This is a genomic window from Gemmatimonadaceae bacterium, assembly GCA_036003045.1.
In the GTDB taxonomy this organism is placed as follows: Bacteria; Gemmatimonadota; Gemmatimonadetes; order Gemmatimonadales; family Gemmatimonadaceae; genus JAQBQB01.
This window is the reverse complement of sequence record DASYSS010000023.1, coordinates 24,459-40,713: the sequence shown is the minus strand read 5'-3', so window position 1 is coordinate 40,713 and position 16,255 is coordinate 24,459. Positions and strand designations below refer to the sequence as shown.

Here is a 16,255-nt window from a genome sequence, read left to right as displayed (position 1 = left end):
TGGGTGGCCCAGAGCCCTACGCTGGGAGCCGGTCGTGGTTTCGCCACGACCGGGGGAGGCTACTGGAGCGCCGTTCTCGGATCGACGCTGCTCGCGCGGCTTGCCGGCAGATACGCCGCAAGCCCGCCCACGACAAAGAGGCAGCAGGCGGCGCTCGCGAGAATCCGCGGATCGACGGGGCTCACTCGAAACAACAGCGATGCCATCAATCGCGACGCTGCCAACGCGCCAACCAGCCCAATGACCATTCCAATCCCCGTCATCGACATCCCCTGCCGCAGCACCATTCGGCGAATCGCGCGAGCTTCCGCGCCGAGCGCCACCCGAATGGCGATCTCTCGGCGGCGCAGCTTCACACCATACGACAGAACGCCGAACAGACCGAGTGCCGCAAGCCCGAGTGACATCGCGGCGAAGCTCGCGAGCAGGCGCAGCGTGAATGTTCGCTGCCCCTCACCGCGGCCGATCGCCTCGGCGAGCGACATCGGATGGTGCATCACGAGCTCCGGATCCGTCGCCGTCACCACTCGGCGGACGTCGGCTTCGATCGCTTCCGGCGATGTCGTCGCGGCCACCACCTGAGCCAGCGCCCAATTGCGATCTCCCGCGAACTGCGCGTGCGGGTGGTAGACGAAATCCTCCGCGCGACCCTCGGCATCGACCGACACGTCATTCGCGACACCGACGATGAGGCACGTAGCGTCGCCGGCGCTGATCGTCTGACCGATCGGATCGACGCCCGGGTAAATCCGCTTCGCGAGCGATTGGCTCACGATCACTCGCCGCGGGGCTGAAGGCACGTCGCCGGCGTTGAACGCTCGACCGGAGACGATCTGAATTCCAACCGCCTTGAAGTAATCGCCCGACACGACGCGGTTCTCCGCCGGGACGTCGGCGCTCTTGGTCCCGGCGAGCGGTCCCGACAAGGCTTCGGCACCCCAAATGTTGTACTGGCCCGTCGCCGGCAGCTTCGACACGCCGCCCGCGGCGCTCACCCCAGGGATGGCCTCCAACCGGTGCGCGACCTCTTCATATGTACGGGCGCGCGCCGTCGAGTCGTAGCGAGCCTCCGGCAGATGCAACTCGAACGTCAGCACGTTCTCGGCGCGAATGCCGAGGTCGAGCTCGCGCAGGCGGCGAACGCTGGCAATGAGCAGCCCGGCGCCGGCGACGAGCACGAAGGCGAGCGCGACCTGCGCGACCACGAGCAGCGAGCGCAGACGGGCGTGCGAGCGTCCGTCGGTCGACGAACGTGACTCGCCTCCTCCGCCTCGAAGCGTCTCGTTCGGGTCGGAACGCCCCGCGCGCATCGCCGGGACGAGTCCGCACGCAATGGCGCACACCGATGATATGAGAATTGAAAAGCCGAGGATCCGCGGGTCGAGCGAGAGCGCGGTCAACCGCGGAATCGAGCCGCCGCCGAGCGCGACGATTCCGCGCATCGCGAGCTGCGCGACGACAAGACCCGCGACGTCGCCCGCCAGCGCGAGCACCAAACTCTCCATGAGCAGTTGCCGCACAATGCGCGTTTCGCCGGCGCCGAGGGCGCCGCGCAGGGCGAACTCGCGTCCACGCTCGGATCCGCGCACGAGCAGCAGGTTCGCGACGTTCACGCAGACGAGCAGCAGCACCGCGAAGGCGGCGGCGAGCATCAGCTGCAACGCGCGACTCGATTCGCCGACGACGTCCTCTTTCAGCGGCTTGAGCACCGCCCCCACGGTTTTGGTGTGGGGATATTCGGCTGAGAGCCGCACGCCGAGCGCGTCGAGTTCGGCTTGCGCGGCGGTGATCGTCACGCCGGGCCGCAGCCGGCCGATCACCGTCATGTAGTGGTTGTCCACGTTGCTCGGAATGCGCCCGGGCGCCAAGTCGATCGGGATCCACGCGTCGACGGCTCCCCCGATCACGACGGGATCCGTGAATCCCGGCTGCATGACGCCGGTGATGACGTACGGCACGCCGTTCATCGTCAACGTTCGTCCCATCGCCGACGCATCGCGATGGAACCGGTCGCGCCAGAGCGCGTCACTCAGAACGATCGCTCGGCCGCTGACCTCATCCTGCGCATCGAAGGGGCGCCCTGCCGCGAGAGGCGAACGTAAGACGTCGAAATAGTCGCGGCTGACGTAAAGCACGTGAATGCGGCGTGCCCCGCGCCCCTCGTCTCCGGTGATGTCGCCGCCGCTTTCGCCGTACGTGTTGAGCGCGGCAAGGCTCTCGAAGGATTTCAGTCCGTCGCGGTAGGCCAGATAGTGAACCGGAGTGACGAACGAACCGTCGATCTTGCGGCGCGTATCCACGTAGTACAGCCGGACGAGCCGCCCCGGCTGACCGTACGGCAGCGGCTTGATGAGCACCGCGTCCACGGCGCTGAACACCGCCGTGGTGCCGCCGATGCCGAGGGCCAACGTGAGCACGGCGGTGACAGTGAAGGTCGGGCGCTGCCTCAACACTCGGAGCGCAAAGCGGGCGTCGTCCCATGCGTCGCTCAGCCATCGAACACCGGTCGCGTCGCGCACCTCTTCTTTGGTGCGGTCGACGCCGCCGAGCGCGAGAACCGTGCGCCGTCGAATCTCCTGCGGCGCAATTCCCTTTCGCCGCATCTCCTCGGCTTCCATCTCGAGATGGAAGCGCAGCTCGTTGTCGAGGTCACGCTCGTCTTGTCGGCGGAAGGCCAGCGCCCGCAGGCGCTCGACGACATCGGAAAAGAGACTCATGCGTTCACCGGCACCGTACGCGCGCCGAGGATTGCGTTGACCGCCGACGTGGCGCGCTGCCATGCGGCGCGTTGCTCGGACAACTGCCGTTCACCCGCCGCCGTGAGCGCGTAGTAGCGCGCGCGGCGATTGTTCGCCGTGGTCTGCCACGACGACGAGATCCATCCGCGTCGTTTCATGCGGACGAGCGCCGGGTAGAGCGAGCCCTGCGTGACGAGAAACACTCGCCCCGACATGGCCTCGATGCGGTGGGCGATTCCCCAGCCGTGCATCGGCTCGAGCGCGAGGGTCTTGAGGACCAGCATCTCCAGGGTGCCCTGCACGAGTTCCCCGCCGCGATCCTCGTCCACCGTCACGCCCGACTCCTTCAGATGCCCTGAAGGAACGTATAGAACCAGTCGGAATTGGTCAATGCTGTGCGTCGCCAGCGTTGCATGAGGCGGGCTTTGTTCGCGGCGAATGGAAATATTACGCCCGCGCGGGCGCCGGTCCCTTGTGGGGCAGCGACGTGGACGCATCCGTGGGGCAATCAGCGGCTGAACGCGGCGGCCTCGTCGCGTTGGAAATCGGATCGCGGGATGGCCGGCTGGATGTAGGCGTCGAACAGAAACGGCTCGAGCGCACGCGATTCGGAATGATCCCTTTGATGAACGTGATCGTTCGGCTCTCGTTCTAAACCCCGCGCCCCCCGCGGTTCTGGAGGTCACCTCACCGACGCCCGAGAGCCTCAGCACGACCTTCCCGAGGTTGTTCCACAAAAAAGTTGTTGCTATCCGCGATATCCGCTTTTCTATCCGCGACATCCGCGTTCAGTTCCGTCAGTTGCAGCTGTAGTTTGTCGGTCAACCGCCCCGCCAGAACCAGCGAAGCTCTTCATGGCCAGCCACTCGTCCACCGCAGCACCCGCCAATCCCCTCGACCGCACGATGACGACCGGTTCGTCTGCGCCCGTCGTCGACGTGCTGACCGTCATCGCCGTGGGGATCATCGTCCACGCGGCCACCGCGCTGTTGCACGAAGGACTCGGCCATGGCGGCGCGTGCCTGTTGGTCGGCGGCACACCGCTCCGGCTCACGTCGGCCAGCTTCGATTGCAACGTCGCTCCAACGCGCGTGGCCGCGGGCAAGATCGTCGCCGCCGGCGGAACCATCATCAACCTCATCACCGGCGCGATCGCGCTGTGGCTCTTCAGACGCTCGTCGGATCACGGCACGCGACGATTCGCGCTCTGGCTTTTCGCGGCGACCAACATCATGGTGGGGCTCGGCTACTTCTTCTACTCAGGCGTCTCCAACATCGGCGATTGGGCGGACGTGATCCATGATGAGAATCCGACGTGGCTTTGGCGAACCCTCATCGCCGCCGGCGGCTTCGCGGCGTACTGCTGGGCCACCGTGCAGCTCTACCGTCTGCTCGCCACGATCGTGCGCGGCGACGCCGACGAGCGTTACAAACTGGCAAACAAGCTTTCGCTCATCGCCTACGTGACAGGCGTCCTAATCGCATGCGCCGCCGGCCTGTTCAATCCCGGTGGCGTCCTCATACTCCTCATCTCTTCGACCGCCGCGTCATTGGGAGGCACCTCCGGACTCGCGTGGGGCGCCCAAACCATGCGCGGCGCGACAGCTGTCAACGACGCCCCCCCGCTCACGATTCCCCGCAGCAAGATCACAATTGGCGCCGCGATCGCGGTAGGACTCCTCTTCGTCGCCGTGTTCGGCCGGGGCATCTCGCTCTGACGTCGCTACACGACTTGGTGGACGGGCGTGCGGGTGTACGTAGTTGCACTTGCACTTGCACTTGCACTTGCACTTGCACTTGCACTTGCCGTCGCAGTTGCAGTTGCCGTTCCAAAAAAGTCTTTGCAGTACCCGCCAACTCCGGCCCTTTATCCGCGAAATCCGCACTCTGTTCCGTCAGTTGTAGTCACCGTCACGGTGCCGACGACGACCGGAGATACCGCAAGACTCGCAGGTCGAGATAATTGGCTATCTGCAACGGCAGCTGCCGCCGTTGCGTTCCGGTCAACACACCGTTCGCCGCGGGCACGAGCGTCATCAGGTAGTCGATCGTTCGTTCGCGTGCCGACACGTATCGCGAGTACGCCTCGCCGTGGCTGTACACCTCCGGCAACGTGACGAAATAGTCGGAGACCGGCGTCCACACCGAGTCGGCGAACAGGGAGAACCTGTAGCTGAGCGTCGCCAGGCTGTCGGCCTGCGCCCGCGTCAACTTCAGTTCCTCCTGCTGGGTGAGCACCATCGCCATCGGGTTGGGAATCACGCTCGTCGCGAAGTTCTTCATCGACTCGGGGGTCGCACGGCTTCCCTCTCTCGTGCGACCGACCTCGAGCCGCTGCGTGAGTAACTGCCGCTCGCGCGGAACTCCGACGTCGACGCTCACTTGAAGACTCACGAAGGGCAGCGTGTGCGTCACGGACTCCCGCGGGCGCGTCGAACCGAAGCGCTGGTTGACGTCGTACTTGAACGCGCGGGTTGTCGGGTCGTAGCCGCGTACATAGAGCAGGTTGTCATCCGGGGGAATCTGTTGTCCCCACCCGCGCGTGTCGGCGCCGCCATGCAGCGCCAGGTCGAGAATGCCGAGCGGGTTGGCTACCGTGAGCGCGATCGTCGCGCGTTTCGGCAGTCCGACTTTCGCCGGGTTGAATTTGAGCTGCACGGCGTTGGCAATCGTCCACGGCGCCTGGCAGCTCGCGCGTGACGCCAACTGCCCGATCTGCTTCGAGAGACATGCACGCGCCGCGGGCGCGCCCGTCGCGAGAAGTGTTCGCATCGCGGAAGCGAGCGAGTCCGACGACTTCGTCGGGTCGAAGATGAACGCGCGATCGTTGACCATCCCGTCGCCGTTGACGTCCGACGCGACGAGCGGCGTGAATCGCTCACCGGACGTCGCATGCAGGACGGTCGTCAGGAAGAGGAAGTTAAAAATCGGAAGATCCGTCCAGCGCAGATCTATCGTATGGCGGGGCGTCTGCGGCTGCGTCCCCCAGCTCACCGCGAATGGATCGCCCGCCGTGCTCGAGAACCCGCGGTACTGCTCTCGCACGCCGAGGAATGTGTAGGTGAGATCCCACTTGAAGCGAAGGTTCGCCGTGATCGGCTTGAGATCTACCTTCACTTGTCGAGAGTGAACGGCCAGATCCGATCGTTGCATCCAGACGCGAGCAAAGTCGGCAGACACACGCCCAGCGCCCGCGGCGATACTCCCTGTCGACGGCACGATCGCCGCTGCCTCGGCGAACACGGGTCTGTTTCCTTCCCCCGGCAGCGAGAACTCCGGCGAACGGTGGAGATTCAAATCCAACCCGCTCGCCTGGTCGAGACCGTTCGAAACGATTGCCTGCACGCCGAGCACGAACCGGTTGTCGAACACCGGACCTGACCAATCGGCGGCGCCGCGCAACGCGCGGGGCTCACGAAACGCCGGGTCGAACAGCACGACGTTCGGCGCACCCGTGGCGTAGACAGTTCCGGCGGAGCCATCGGGGGCGCAGCGGGTCGGAACCGACGACGGATCGCCAAGAAATGAGGCCCACGCGGGGAACGGCACCGCCGATCCGACGCACGTGATCGATTGCGACGACGACCGGAGCCCGGTCGCGTTCATCGCCCCGGCGACGAACGGTGACGGTGCAACGTTCTGAAAGACGCCGACTCCGGCATGAATCACCGCTTGCGGCGGGCGAGCCGCGCCGGGCGCGTATGCAACCTGCGACGACGTTCCATACGCCCACTGCACGCCGACGCGCGGGCTGAAGTACGCGTCGCTCGGCAAGCGATCGTTCGGGATACCGAACGTCGTTTGCACCGCCGGATTCGCCGCCGGCACGTCGGTGAATCGCGCTCCATCCACGCGCACGCCGTACTGGACCTGCAATCCGGGCTTCGGCCGCCAGTAGTCGCCGAGCGCCAAAGCGCCGACGACTTGTCCGCCGGACTGCGTGGCGCTCGTGAGCGTGCGCGTGAAGCTCGCGGGTACGCCGGCCGCGACGTCGCTCAACGAGTTGAAGCGGAAGGTCCCAAGCAGGTCTCGCCCCACGTCGCTCTTGAACGTGTCGTGACCGAGGCTCGACGTGAGACGAAGCGTGTGGGTGTTGTCGAGGCTGAACCAACTCAGCTGGTTCGTGATTTGAACCGTGCGATTCCCTGTCGCCGTGGTGAGCGCGTTGCCCCCGAAGGACAACGACCGCACGGACGATCCGCCATCGGGGGGCGGCAACGCCGACGCGACCGACACGATGCCTTCGGGCAGCCGCTGGTATGGATCCGAGGTCGTGCTCTGTCCGGCGAGACCGATCGTGGTCTTGCTGAGCACGCCGAACCAGAAGTAGTTGGTGTGCACGAGCGACGCGTTCGCGCCCCAGAACGTCGTTGCATCCGCATGGCCCGGCGTCGCGAGCAGCGGACTGACGACGTCCACAGGACTCGTTCGCCGAAAGTCGCCGGCCAGTCCCAACGTGAACGAGTGGCCGGCCCCCGACGCGCTCGGCATGAGATCCATGTTGAACAGGCCTTGCGCGACGTCCTGCGCCTGCCGCCCAGGAATTCCGCCGCGGTTCACGGAAATACCGTCCGCCCTGAGTACGTTCAGCAACCGCGCAGCTGAATCGGGCGCTACACCGGCGGCGATGAGACCCGCTTCGTTCGCGTCCACCAACGAAGACACGTCCTTGAGTCTCCGTCCGACGTTGTACGCGCCGTTGTAGAAGATCTCATCGACCTTGAACGGGCCCGCGGCGTTTCCGCCCACGCGCACGCTCGTATATCGGTCTCCCTGCGCAACCGACGGCTGGTCGGCCCACTCGAGCTGCGGCGCCAGGCTGGAGTTCGTGACCACGCGGCGCGAAAAGTTCGACCCCGGTATCGTCAGGATCGAGATCTGCGCTCCGCTGAATCCGCCGCGCGACACGTCGAACGGGTATGGGTTGATCGACGTCGTCGCGAGGACGTCGGGCGGCAGCGCGCTGATCCCCGAGCCGAGACCGTTGAACGTCACGTTGTTCTGATCGCCCGAGAGACCGAGGACCGAGTACATGTCGGGCGCGCCATTGAGACCAGGCACCAACTGAAAGCCGGCCGCGGCGGCCATGGCGGCGAGGTTGCCCTCTTGGTCGGGTGACACGGGGTTGTTCGTGAGCGGACGCGCGCCACCGCCGACGTCGGGCTCCTTCGAGCTCCGGTCGGGCAGCGCGCGCGTTCGCTGCGCGCGAATGTCCACGGCGTCGAGAGAAACGATGGCCGACGACAGCCGCGCGTCGGCGAGCATGACTTCCTCGTCGCCGACCTTCTTGACCTCGAATCGCTTCGGCTGGAGGCCGAGCTTGCGCACGTCGATCCAGTAGTCGCCTTCGCCGTTTATGAAGATGATCGTGAAGCGGCCGCCCTTGTCCGTGGTGGCGGTCTTCGAGACCTGTCCCATGTAGGACGTCGCTTTCACCTCGGCGCCCTGCACGGGCTTTTGATCGGTATCGGTGACCCGGCCGCGAACGATGTCGGTCGACACCTGAGCGCGCGCAGCGACTGGTGTCAGCGCGGCGTGAGCGGCAATCAAGAGCGCGCCTACGGCCGCGCCCATGCGCGAGAGCAGCATGGCCGAATGCTTGTGTGAGTGGCGAAGTGTCTACTTCGACGGCTTCGAGGTTTCGAGCTTCACGCGCTCGAGCGTGAACCCAGCCGCACGGTCGCCGGACTGGAGGTATACGACGCCGCCTTTGCCGAACCCGGCGATCGATCGGCCGACCGGCATGCGCACGCGTTCGTACAGCCCACGTGCTGGACTCAGCACGTCGTACACCAACTCTCCGTGAAGCGATTGCGCGGTCGTCGTCGTGAGCACCCAGAGGTTGCCGTCGAGATCCGCCAGTGCGGCGTTGCGGTGAATTGGCGGGAAGTAGTCGGGAATCTCGGAGAGTGGAACGGAGATCATTCGCTGAATGCTCCCGGCTTGTCCCGTCGGGTCGACGCCGCCGCTCGAGCGACCACGACCCTGATTCGCTCCGTCGCCGCCTCCCCCGTCAGGACGACCCGGATTTACCGGCGTGTTCACGCGCCGATTTCGGATCGCCATGAGAGAATCCCAAACCACCTTCGCCGAATCCGCGAGCTTTTGTTTCTCGTCGTCGGTGAGGCGCTTCCAATCGAACGGCAGCTTGTCCGTGGACTTCATGCCGCCGTCCGGCAGCACCCAATCGACGTGGTAATCCCGCCCGCGGACGAAGGCGAGCGTCCCGTCGGACAACACCGCCCATGAATCCTCGGTCGGCACCGGTTGGATGATGGTCGTTACGACGCGATTGCCATTCTCGGGAGGGTCGCCCCGGTTTTTTCCGACGGCGATGTGCAGCGCCCCGGCGACGTCCACCGTTCGCGCCTCGAGATCGGCACGGAGAATGAGGACTGAATCGGCGGTCACGCCCACGCCGTTCACCCCCCGGACCATCGTTCCACCGCGCGCGTACAATCGCCCCTTTGGATCCGAGGCCTGCGGGGCCGCGAACGGGACCGGAAATGGCGTGGCGCCGTCGCTGTAGTCGGGAAGCGCGATCGCGTGCACAGCGCGCCCCGTGCCATCCAACATCAATTTCGGCTCGCCGTAACCCTGGTTGAAGATCGTCGAGTCGCCGAGATACGGGACGATCTGGTCGGCCCGCGTCCCGTAGCTGTTCGACGCTCCGGGCGTCGAATCGAATGCGATCGTCGCATTGGCCAACGACGCATCGAAGATCTTGAGCTGGCGTCTGCCCGCGTCGTTGACGAGGACTCGTCCGTCGGAGAGCTCGCGCACACCGAGAATCGCGCCGAACGTCGACGTCGTTCGCGCAACCGGCGCGGTCAGGCTGAGGACTGGAATACCCTGCTGCCGCGACGCCGGCGTCTGCGCCGATGCCACCGCTCCGCAGACGAGTGCCGCGAGCGCATTCTTGACTGGCGCTTCCTTCAAGATGGAACGGCAGGTTCGCGGCTTCGGCGCCGGAGCGCTGCGGGCGTCAACCTCGACCTGCGCGGCGTTTGCTTCCATGGTGTCCACCTCCGATTTCGCTTTGTCGAGATCCGCCTTCGTCGCCTGCCCTGCCGCGTACGCGCGGCGGATCGAGTCGTAGACCACGCGCGCCAACGCCAATCGCGACGAGGTGAACGCCCGTGTCGTCGCCAGCGACGTCGCCGCCACCTCTCGCTGATTGGTCGCCAGCGCCTCGGCCGCCGCCGGTCCGGTGTTCATGCCGAGCACGAGCCCTGTCGTGAGCGCGAACACCGCGCCCGCGGCGATGCCGATCACCGCGACGACCTTTCCAATCGGCGCCGACCGCGACGGCCGGACTCCAAACTGGAGCTCGGCGCGATACGCCCGCTTGAGCTCTCGCTTGAGCGATTCCCGAAACTCGGGTGTCGGTGTGTGTGGATCGTCAGGCTGATTCATGCCATACCCCCGTTTCCTTGCTCATAGTCCTCGAGGGCGATCTTCAGCTCGCGGCGCAATCGTTCGCGCGCGCGCCGCAACCTCCCCTCGACGGCCCGCTCGGAGATTCCATAGAGCTCCGCGAGCTGGGACGTCTTCATTCGGTCGTAGTGGAACGTCTCGAGCAGCTTCGCCTCCGCCTCGGGAATGCGCCCGAGCGCCTGCGTCACCAGCGACGCCACCTCGGCGGACTCACTGACCGCGTTCGCGTCCACCGCGGCGAGAACCTCCGCCGGCGAGACTTCGTCCAGCGCGGTCGGTTGATGCCGGCGGAAATAGCTCGTCAGCAGATTCTTCGCGACGGTCGTCAGCCAGCCGACCGGGTTTGTCGGAACGCCGTGCTCGCGCCAATGCCGCAGCGCGCGGAACCACGCCTCCTGCGTGATGTCCTCTGCCAGCTCGCGCTGGCCGCCGCAACGGCGAGACACGAAGCCGTAGAGCTCCGCAATCGTGTCGTCGTAGATCCGTTCGAGCTCGGATTCGCTTATGCGATCGGCGGCAGGCATCCGTGAGGAAACGTGATGTTCATACGACGCACAAGGGTGCGAAAACCCACGCGAGGTCTGAACGGGGTATTCTTTTTTGCGTGACGAATCCCAACCATCTCGACAAAGCGACTTGGAAGGTCGTATCACCACCGCCGGCGCTGACGCCCGCTACTATAGATGCGCTGCTGACGGCGTGGCGTGGCGACGTCGCAGTGACGGCGGTAGAACCGCTCGCCGGCGGCATCATGAACTGGAACTACCGGATCCGGCTCAGCGGGTCCGCCGAGCAGTTTGTGCTGCGCTTCTACGACCGAAATCCCGAGTCCTGCGCGAAAGAGGTCAAGATTCTCGACCTCGTGCAGAGCGACGTTCCGGTTCCCCGCGTGTTATTTGTCGAGCCGCGAGGCGCGGCCGGCTATCCTCCATTTTGCGTTCTCGAGTTCATCGAAGGCATTTCGCTGCGAGAGCTTCGGCGGCGCGGCGACGCGAAGGCGTTGGCCGATGCTTCGTATGACGCGGGTCGCTTGCTGGCGCGATTGCAACGCCACCGGTTCGACAGGTCGGGTCGATTGTCGGCCGGCCTCACGGTGGAGGACGACGTGTTGGCGGGCGTGTCGCTCGTCGGCGTCGTCGACCATTTCGTCGAATCGCCTGTCGTCGCTGGACGGCTCGACGCCGGGTTGCGAGAGCGGCTTCGATCGTTCGTCCGCGCGACCGAGCCGCTGCACGCGTCACCGAGTGAACCAGCATCACTGGTTCACGGGGATTTCAACTCGCCGAACATCTTCGTTCGCCAAGACGGCGGCCGCTGGGTCGTCGCCGCGATCTTGGATTGGGAGTTCGCGTTTTCCGGTTCCATGTTTGCCGATATCGGCAACATGCTGCGTTACGAGCGGCCGGGACAGTCGCGGTACGAGCCCCATTTCTCGCGGGGACTCGTCGACGGAGGCTGGGAGCCGGCCGGCGACTGGTCTCTCCGTGCGCGTCTCGCCGATCTCCCGGCGCTCTGCGAGCTCCTCACCCGCGACGACGTGCCCGACGTGATCGTGACCGAATTGCGCGATTTGATCACGGACACGCTCACGGCGTCGGTCCACGGGGCAGGCCATCTCGTCACACGCCGCTTGACGCCAGAGCACTAGAACATCTACCTATTGACAGGTAGAAGTTCTAGGCATCTTCGGCGAGGCGGGCATGTTCACTGGTATCCGACCGGCGGCATTCAGGATCGTTCCCCTGCTAGTCGCCGCCTCAGCAGCTCTGGCCTGCGTGAGTGCGGGGCGCACGAGCGCGACAACGCCGGCGCCGGGCGATGACGCCCAGATCGGCTACGGCGAGCTGCCGCGTACGCGCGTCACGTCGGCCATCACATCGATCTTCCCGACCCACGAAGAAGCAGCATCGGTCGGGCGCGTCGAGGAATTGCTCATTGGACGCGCGCCCGGCGTCGAGGTGCTTCGCACGGCCACCGGCGGATACACGGTGCGCATCCGCGGAGCGATGGTGAGCGGAGGCGATCCACTGATCGTGGTCGACGGCGTGGCGCAGTCTCCCAATGTGCCGACCGAGCTCGTTCTCTCCGGCATCAACCCCGGGGACATTCGGCGGATCGATATCCTGCGCGGATCGAGCGGGGCCGCGTACGGGCTGCGTGGCGGAAACGGCGTGATCCTGATCGAGCGACGGTCAAAGCCGCATTAGTCTTTCAGCACAGCCTCGTCGCAATTCCAATCGGCGTGGTCGCGTCGCCGAACGTGCACTTAGTTCGGCGTCACGAGCAGGAATTCGCCGCGCGCGGGCACCCACACGTAGCGCTGAGTGTTCACCGGTGCCCCTCCACCGATGGGCACAACCAGCAGGTGGATCCTCCCGGCGACGGACGTGCTGTCGACGGAGAGATATCTGTCCGGCCGCCCGCCAATCGAGTCAGGGCGCTCGGGGCCATCACAGACGCTGATCACCCGGTAGGAGCTATCTGCCGGCTGAGTGAGAATGGCGACGATTCGCAACGCGTGCAGTCGGCGATCATAACCGGCGACGACATAGTCGACGGCGTTGGGCACCCGGAATCTCGACCGGACGATGCTGAGACCTTCGTCGCTCGACGGCTGAGCCGAGTCGCGGGCGGCGGGCAAATACCCGTCCGGGGACCAAGGCACGAAGTCCGGTGCCTGGGCGGCAAGTGCATCGCGGGCACCGCGTGGAATGCTATCGAGCGTCAGGAAGCTCGCCCCCGCAGGCGGCAAGGGCGAGGACCGCCGCACCGAGGGTGATTCCCTCGTATCGACGAACGAAACTTTTCCGTGAACGGTTCATGGTTGTTCAAAGAAGGTCGATTTGAAATCGACCGTGCTTGTTTACGTCCCGCGGGCAGGTGCGTAGTTTAGCCCAACCCTTCGGCCCCCCCCGGCCCCGATGGCAGACCTTCGCGACGAGCTCCAGTCCTCACTCGGCTCAGCGTACGTGCTCGAACGCGAGCTCGGCGGTGGCGGCATGTCGCGCGTGTTTCTCGCCGAGGAGAAGGCGCTGGGGCGCAAAGTGGTGGTCAAGGTCCTTCCGCGCGAGCTCGCCGCTGAAGTCAGCGTCGACCGATTCCGGCGAGAGATCCAGGTCGCCGCACGCTTGCAACAAGCGCAGATCGTTCCTGTCCTCTCCGCGGGCGAGCTCAACGGCGTCCCGTACTATACGATGCCGTTCGTCGAAGGTGAGTCGCTGCGCACCCGGTTGGCCAACGGCGCGCGCCTGTCGATTCATGACGTCGTCGGCGTCTTGCGCGACATCACCCGCGCGCTCGCGTACGCGCACGAACGCGGGATCGTCCATCGCGACATCAAGCCGGACAACGTGCTGCTGAGTGGCGGGACCGCGGTCGTCACCGACTTCGGCATCGCCAAGGCGCTCAGCGCGGCGAAGGACGCGCCGTCGCCCGCGGCGCCCGCCGATTCGTCGCTCACGCAGCTCGGTACGTCCGTCGGTACGCCGACGTACATCTCTCCGGAACAGGCGGCCGGCGATCCCGACGTGGATCAGCGAGCCGACATCTATTCGCTCGGCTGTGTCGCGTACGAGCTCCTGACAGGCCAACCGCCTTTCCCGGGGCTGTCGCCGCAGAAGACGCTCGTCGCGCATCTGACCGAGAAGCCAGCGCCAGTCGCCACGAAACGGCCCGACACGCCGGCGGCGCTCGCCGATCTTGTGATGCGGTGTCTCGAGAAGGATCCATCGCGGCGGCCCAACGCGAGCGAGATCGCGACTGCGCTCGACGGCGTCGCGAGCGGAACCTCCGGATCGATGACCGCGGCGGCGTTCTTCGCGGGACCGCAGGCGGCCAAGCGTGGCATCGGCGTGTACGCGGCGCTTGTCGTCGCCGTCGCCGTGCTGGCCAAGGCCGCGGTGATCGCGCTCGGCGTGCCGGACTGGGTGTTCGTCGGCGCGCTCATCGCCCTGGCGATCGGCGGGATCGCGGCGGTGCTCACGGCGCTCAACGTGAGCCCGCGCCTCAACTGGTCGCGCACGTTCCGCTTCACGGGAGGCGCGCTGGCGAGCTTCGTTGTCCTCGTCGCCGTCGTGATGATTCTGCGTTCGCTCGGCATCGGGCCGGCTGGCTCTCTGCTCGCGGCGGGCAAGATGACCGGGCGCGAGCGGCTGCTCGTCGTCGACTTCAACGCGGGCAAGGATTCGTCGCTGTCGCACGTCGTGACGGAGGCGGTTCGCACGAACCTCGGCCAATCGAAGGTCGTCTCGATCATGCCGCCGACCGCGATCGCGGCGGCGTTGCAACGAATGCAGAAGCCGGCGTCCACGAACCTCGACCTCGGGCTCGCGCGCGAAGTCGCACAGCGCGAAGGCGCCAAAGCCGTCGTTGACGGCAGCGTGACGCCACTCGGCAGCGGCTATGCGTTGTCGCTGCGACTCGTCTCGGCGGACTCCGGCGGTGAGCTCGCCGGGTTTCAGCAGACGGTCGACGGCCCGAGCCAGCTGCTCGACGCGGTCGACAAACTCACGCGCAAGCTCCGCGGGCGGATCGGCGAGTCGCTCAAGGCCGTGCGCGACGCGCCGGCACTCGACCAGGTGACGACCTCGTCGCTCGAGGCGCTCAAGAAATACGCGGAGGGGGTTCGCGCGGCGGACCTCAACGCGGATTACGCGACGGCGGCACGGCTGCTTCGCGAAGCGGTCGCGCGCGATACGACGTTCGCGATGGCTTACCGCAAACTCGGTGTCGCGCTGGGCAATAGTGGCATGCCGCGCGCGCAGAGCGACAGCGCGTACCGGAGCGCGCTCCGTTTCAGCGCGAAGCTTCCCGACCGCGAGCGCTATCTCACGATCGGGAGCTACTATATGAGCGGTCCGGAGCCCAACCGCGCGAGGGCCGCCGATGCGCTCGAACACGTTATCGCCATCGATCCGAACGATCAGATAGCGTCGATCAATCTCGCAAACATTCTCAAAGCGCGCCGGCAACTGCCGCAGGCGGAGTCGCTGTACAAGAAGGCGGCATCGACGCCCGGTGCGCCACTTGTCGCGGTCCAGAGTCTGGCCTCCACGTTATTTGACGAGGGCAAGATCGACGAAGCGTCCAAGCTGTTCGACCAAATCAGGACGCGGGCACCCAACTCGAGCGCCGCCCGGCAGTTCCCTGCACTGCCGTTTTTCGCGCGCGGGCAGTTGGATTCGGCCGACGCGTGGTTCCGTACGCAGGTCAACGATCCCAATCCGCTCATTCGGGCCGGCGCATATAGTAACCTGGGCGGCATCGCCACCCTCCGAGGCCAGCTGACACAGGCGCACGACCTGTCGAACCAAGTCAAAGCGGCTGTCGCGGCTCTGCGCGGACCGACCCCGCCGAATCCACTGTCCGATTCTCTCGGCGTGGCGTACATCAGGCTGTGGTACTTCGCCGACACGACGCGCGCCTTGCACGCGATGGACGCGGCGCTCGCGGCTACGTCGCTCGCGACCCGGCCCGTGGATCAACGCCCCTATTTCTCCCTCGCCAAAGCATATGCGCTTGGCGGCCGTGTCGACGCAGCGCGCGCCATGCTCGCCAAGTACGACGCCGAGATGAGGGATTCGACGCTCCGCGCCCTGGCGGTGCCGACCTATCACTCCACGCTCGCGGAGATAGCGTTGGCTGAGCATAAACCACTGGTCGCGGTCTCGGAATTCTGGAAATCCGATTCGCTGCCCGACGGCCCCGCCCGCGAATGCGGTACCTGTCTGTACGTCGACATCGGGCGCGCGTACGACCTCGCGAACATGCCCGACTCGGCGATCACGTACTGGGAACACTATCTCGCGACGACGTCGTCGGGTCGCATCAACTCGGACATCTCGAACCTGCCGCCGCTGCTGCTGCGGCTCGGCGAGCTGTACGAGGCCAAGGGCAATCTCGACAAGGCCGCCTCGAACTTTTCCGCGTTCATCACCCTGTGGCAGCACGCGGATCCGGAGCTCCAGCCGAAGGTCCAGAGCGCGAAGAAGCGGCTGGCGGCCATCCAATCCAGAAAAGCGGGATAGTCGCCAGAGCTCCGCTTGTAGGGGTCGTGCGATTGCGGCAGGGTTTTTTCGACC

10 protein-coding genes are annotated in these 16,255 nt (G+C 65.8%); 4 read left to right on the top strand and 6 right to left on the bottom strand.

Features of this window, described 5'->3' with window-relative positions; all coding sequences use genetic code 11:
* Window positions 1-59: 59 nt before the first annotated feature.
* Together VGQ44_05300 and VGQ44_05295 are read right to left on the bottom strand one after the other, a co-directional pair.
* Entirely contained in the window at window positions 60-2,717 is a 2,658-nt protein-coding gene (locus tag VGQ44_05300) for an ABC transporter permease (protein ID HEV8446210.1), read from the bottom strand.
* On the bottom strand, window positions 2,714-3,073 hold the full coding sequence (locus VGQ44_05295; GenBank protein HEV8446209.1) for a PadR family transcriptional regulator: 360 nt from the start codon (window positions 3,071-3,073) through the stop codon (window positions 2,714-2,716). Before VGQ44_05295 ends, VGQ44_05300 begins: the two co-directional genes overlap by 4 nt.
* A gap of 519 nt (window positions 3,074-3,592) precedes the next feature.
* Between VGQ44_05295 and VGQ44_05290 the strand changes: the two genes are divergently transcribed.
* A complete protein-coding gene (locus tag VGQ44_05290) occupies window positions 3,593-4,456 on the top strand; it encodes a hypothetical protein (GenBank protein ID HEV8446208.1) in 864 nt (287 codons plus the stop codon).
* A gap of 193 nt (window positions 4,457-4,649) precedes the next feature.
* Here VGQ44_05290 and VGQ44_05285 read toward each other — a convergent pair whose 3' ends face one another.
* From VGQ44_05285 to VGQ44_05275, 3 genes are read right to left on the bottom strand one after another with little or no spacing between them, the layout of a single operon-like run.
* Complete coding sequence (locus tag VGQ44_05285) at window positions 4,650-8,327, bottom strand: carboxypeptidase-like regulatory domain-containing protein (GenBank protein HEV8446207.1); 3,678 nt, start codon at window positions 8,325-8,327, stop codon at window positions 4,650-4,652.
* Between the two features lie 30 nt (window positions 8,328-8,357).
* Window positions 8,358-10,154 (bottom strand): hypothetical protein, encoded by a 1,797-nt coding sequence (locus VGQ44_05280; GenBank protein HEV8446206.1) that lies wholly within the window; start codon window positions 10,152-10,154, stop codon window positions 8,358-8,360.
* Window positions 10,151-10,699: a sigma-70 family RNA polymerase sigma factor gene (locus VGQ44_05275; protein HEV8446205.1), complete on the bottom strand. Its 549-nt coding sequence runs from the start codon at window positions 10,697-10,699 to the stop codon at window positions 10,151-10,153. Before VGQ44_05275 ends, VGQ44_05280 begins: the two co-directional genes overlap by 4 nt.
* 80 nt (window positions 10,700-10,779) lie before the next feature.
* Here VGQ44_05275 and VGQ44_05270 point away from each other — a divergent pair, with 80 nt between their 5' ends.
* Both VGQ44_05270 and VGQ44_05265 read left to right on the top strand, forming a co-directional pair.
* On the top strand, window positions 10,780-11,823 hold the full coding sequence (locus VGQ44_05270; GenBank protein HEV8446204.1) for a phosphotransferase: 1,044 nt from the start codon (window positions 10,780-10,782) through the stop codon (window positions 11,821-11,823).
* A 52-nt stretch (window positions 11,824-11,875) separates the two neighbouring features.
* Complete coding sequence (locus VGQ44_05265) at window positions 11,876-12,382, top strand: TonB-dependent receptor plug domain-containing protein (GenBank protein HEV8446203.1); 507 nt, start codon at window positions 11,876-11,878, stop codon at window positions 12,380-12,382.
* Window positions 12,383-12,441: 59 nt separating this feature from the next.
* On the opposite strand, the gene VGQ44_05260 is transcribed toward VGQ44_05265, so the two are convergent.
* Window positions 12,442-12,744 carry a hypothetical protein gene (locus VGQ44_05260; protein ID HEV8446202.1) on the bottom strand — a complete coding sequence of 101 codons (303 nt, stop codon included), beginning with the start codon at window positions 12,742-12,744 and terminating at the stop codon, window positions 12,442-12,444.
* A 352-nt stretch (window positions 12,745-13,096) separates the two neighbouring features.
* Here VGQ44_05260 and VGQ44_05255 point away from each other — a divergent pair, with 352 nt between their 5' ends.
* Window positions 13,097-16,201, top strand: coding sequence for a protein kinase (locus VGQ44_05255; protein HEV8446201.1), 3,105 nt, complete (start codon window positions 13,097-13,099; stop codon window positions 16,199-16,201).
* The last annotated feature ends 54 nt before the right edge of the window (window positions 16,202-16,255 follow it).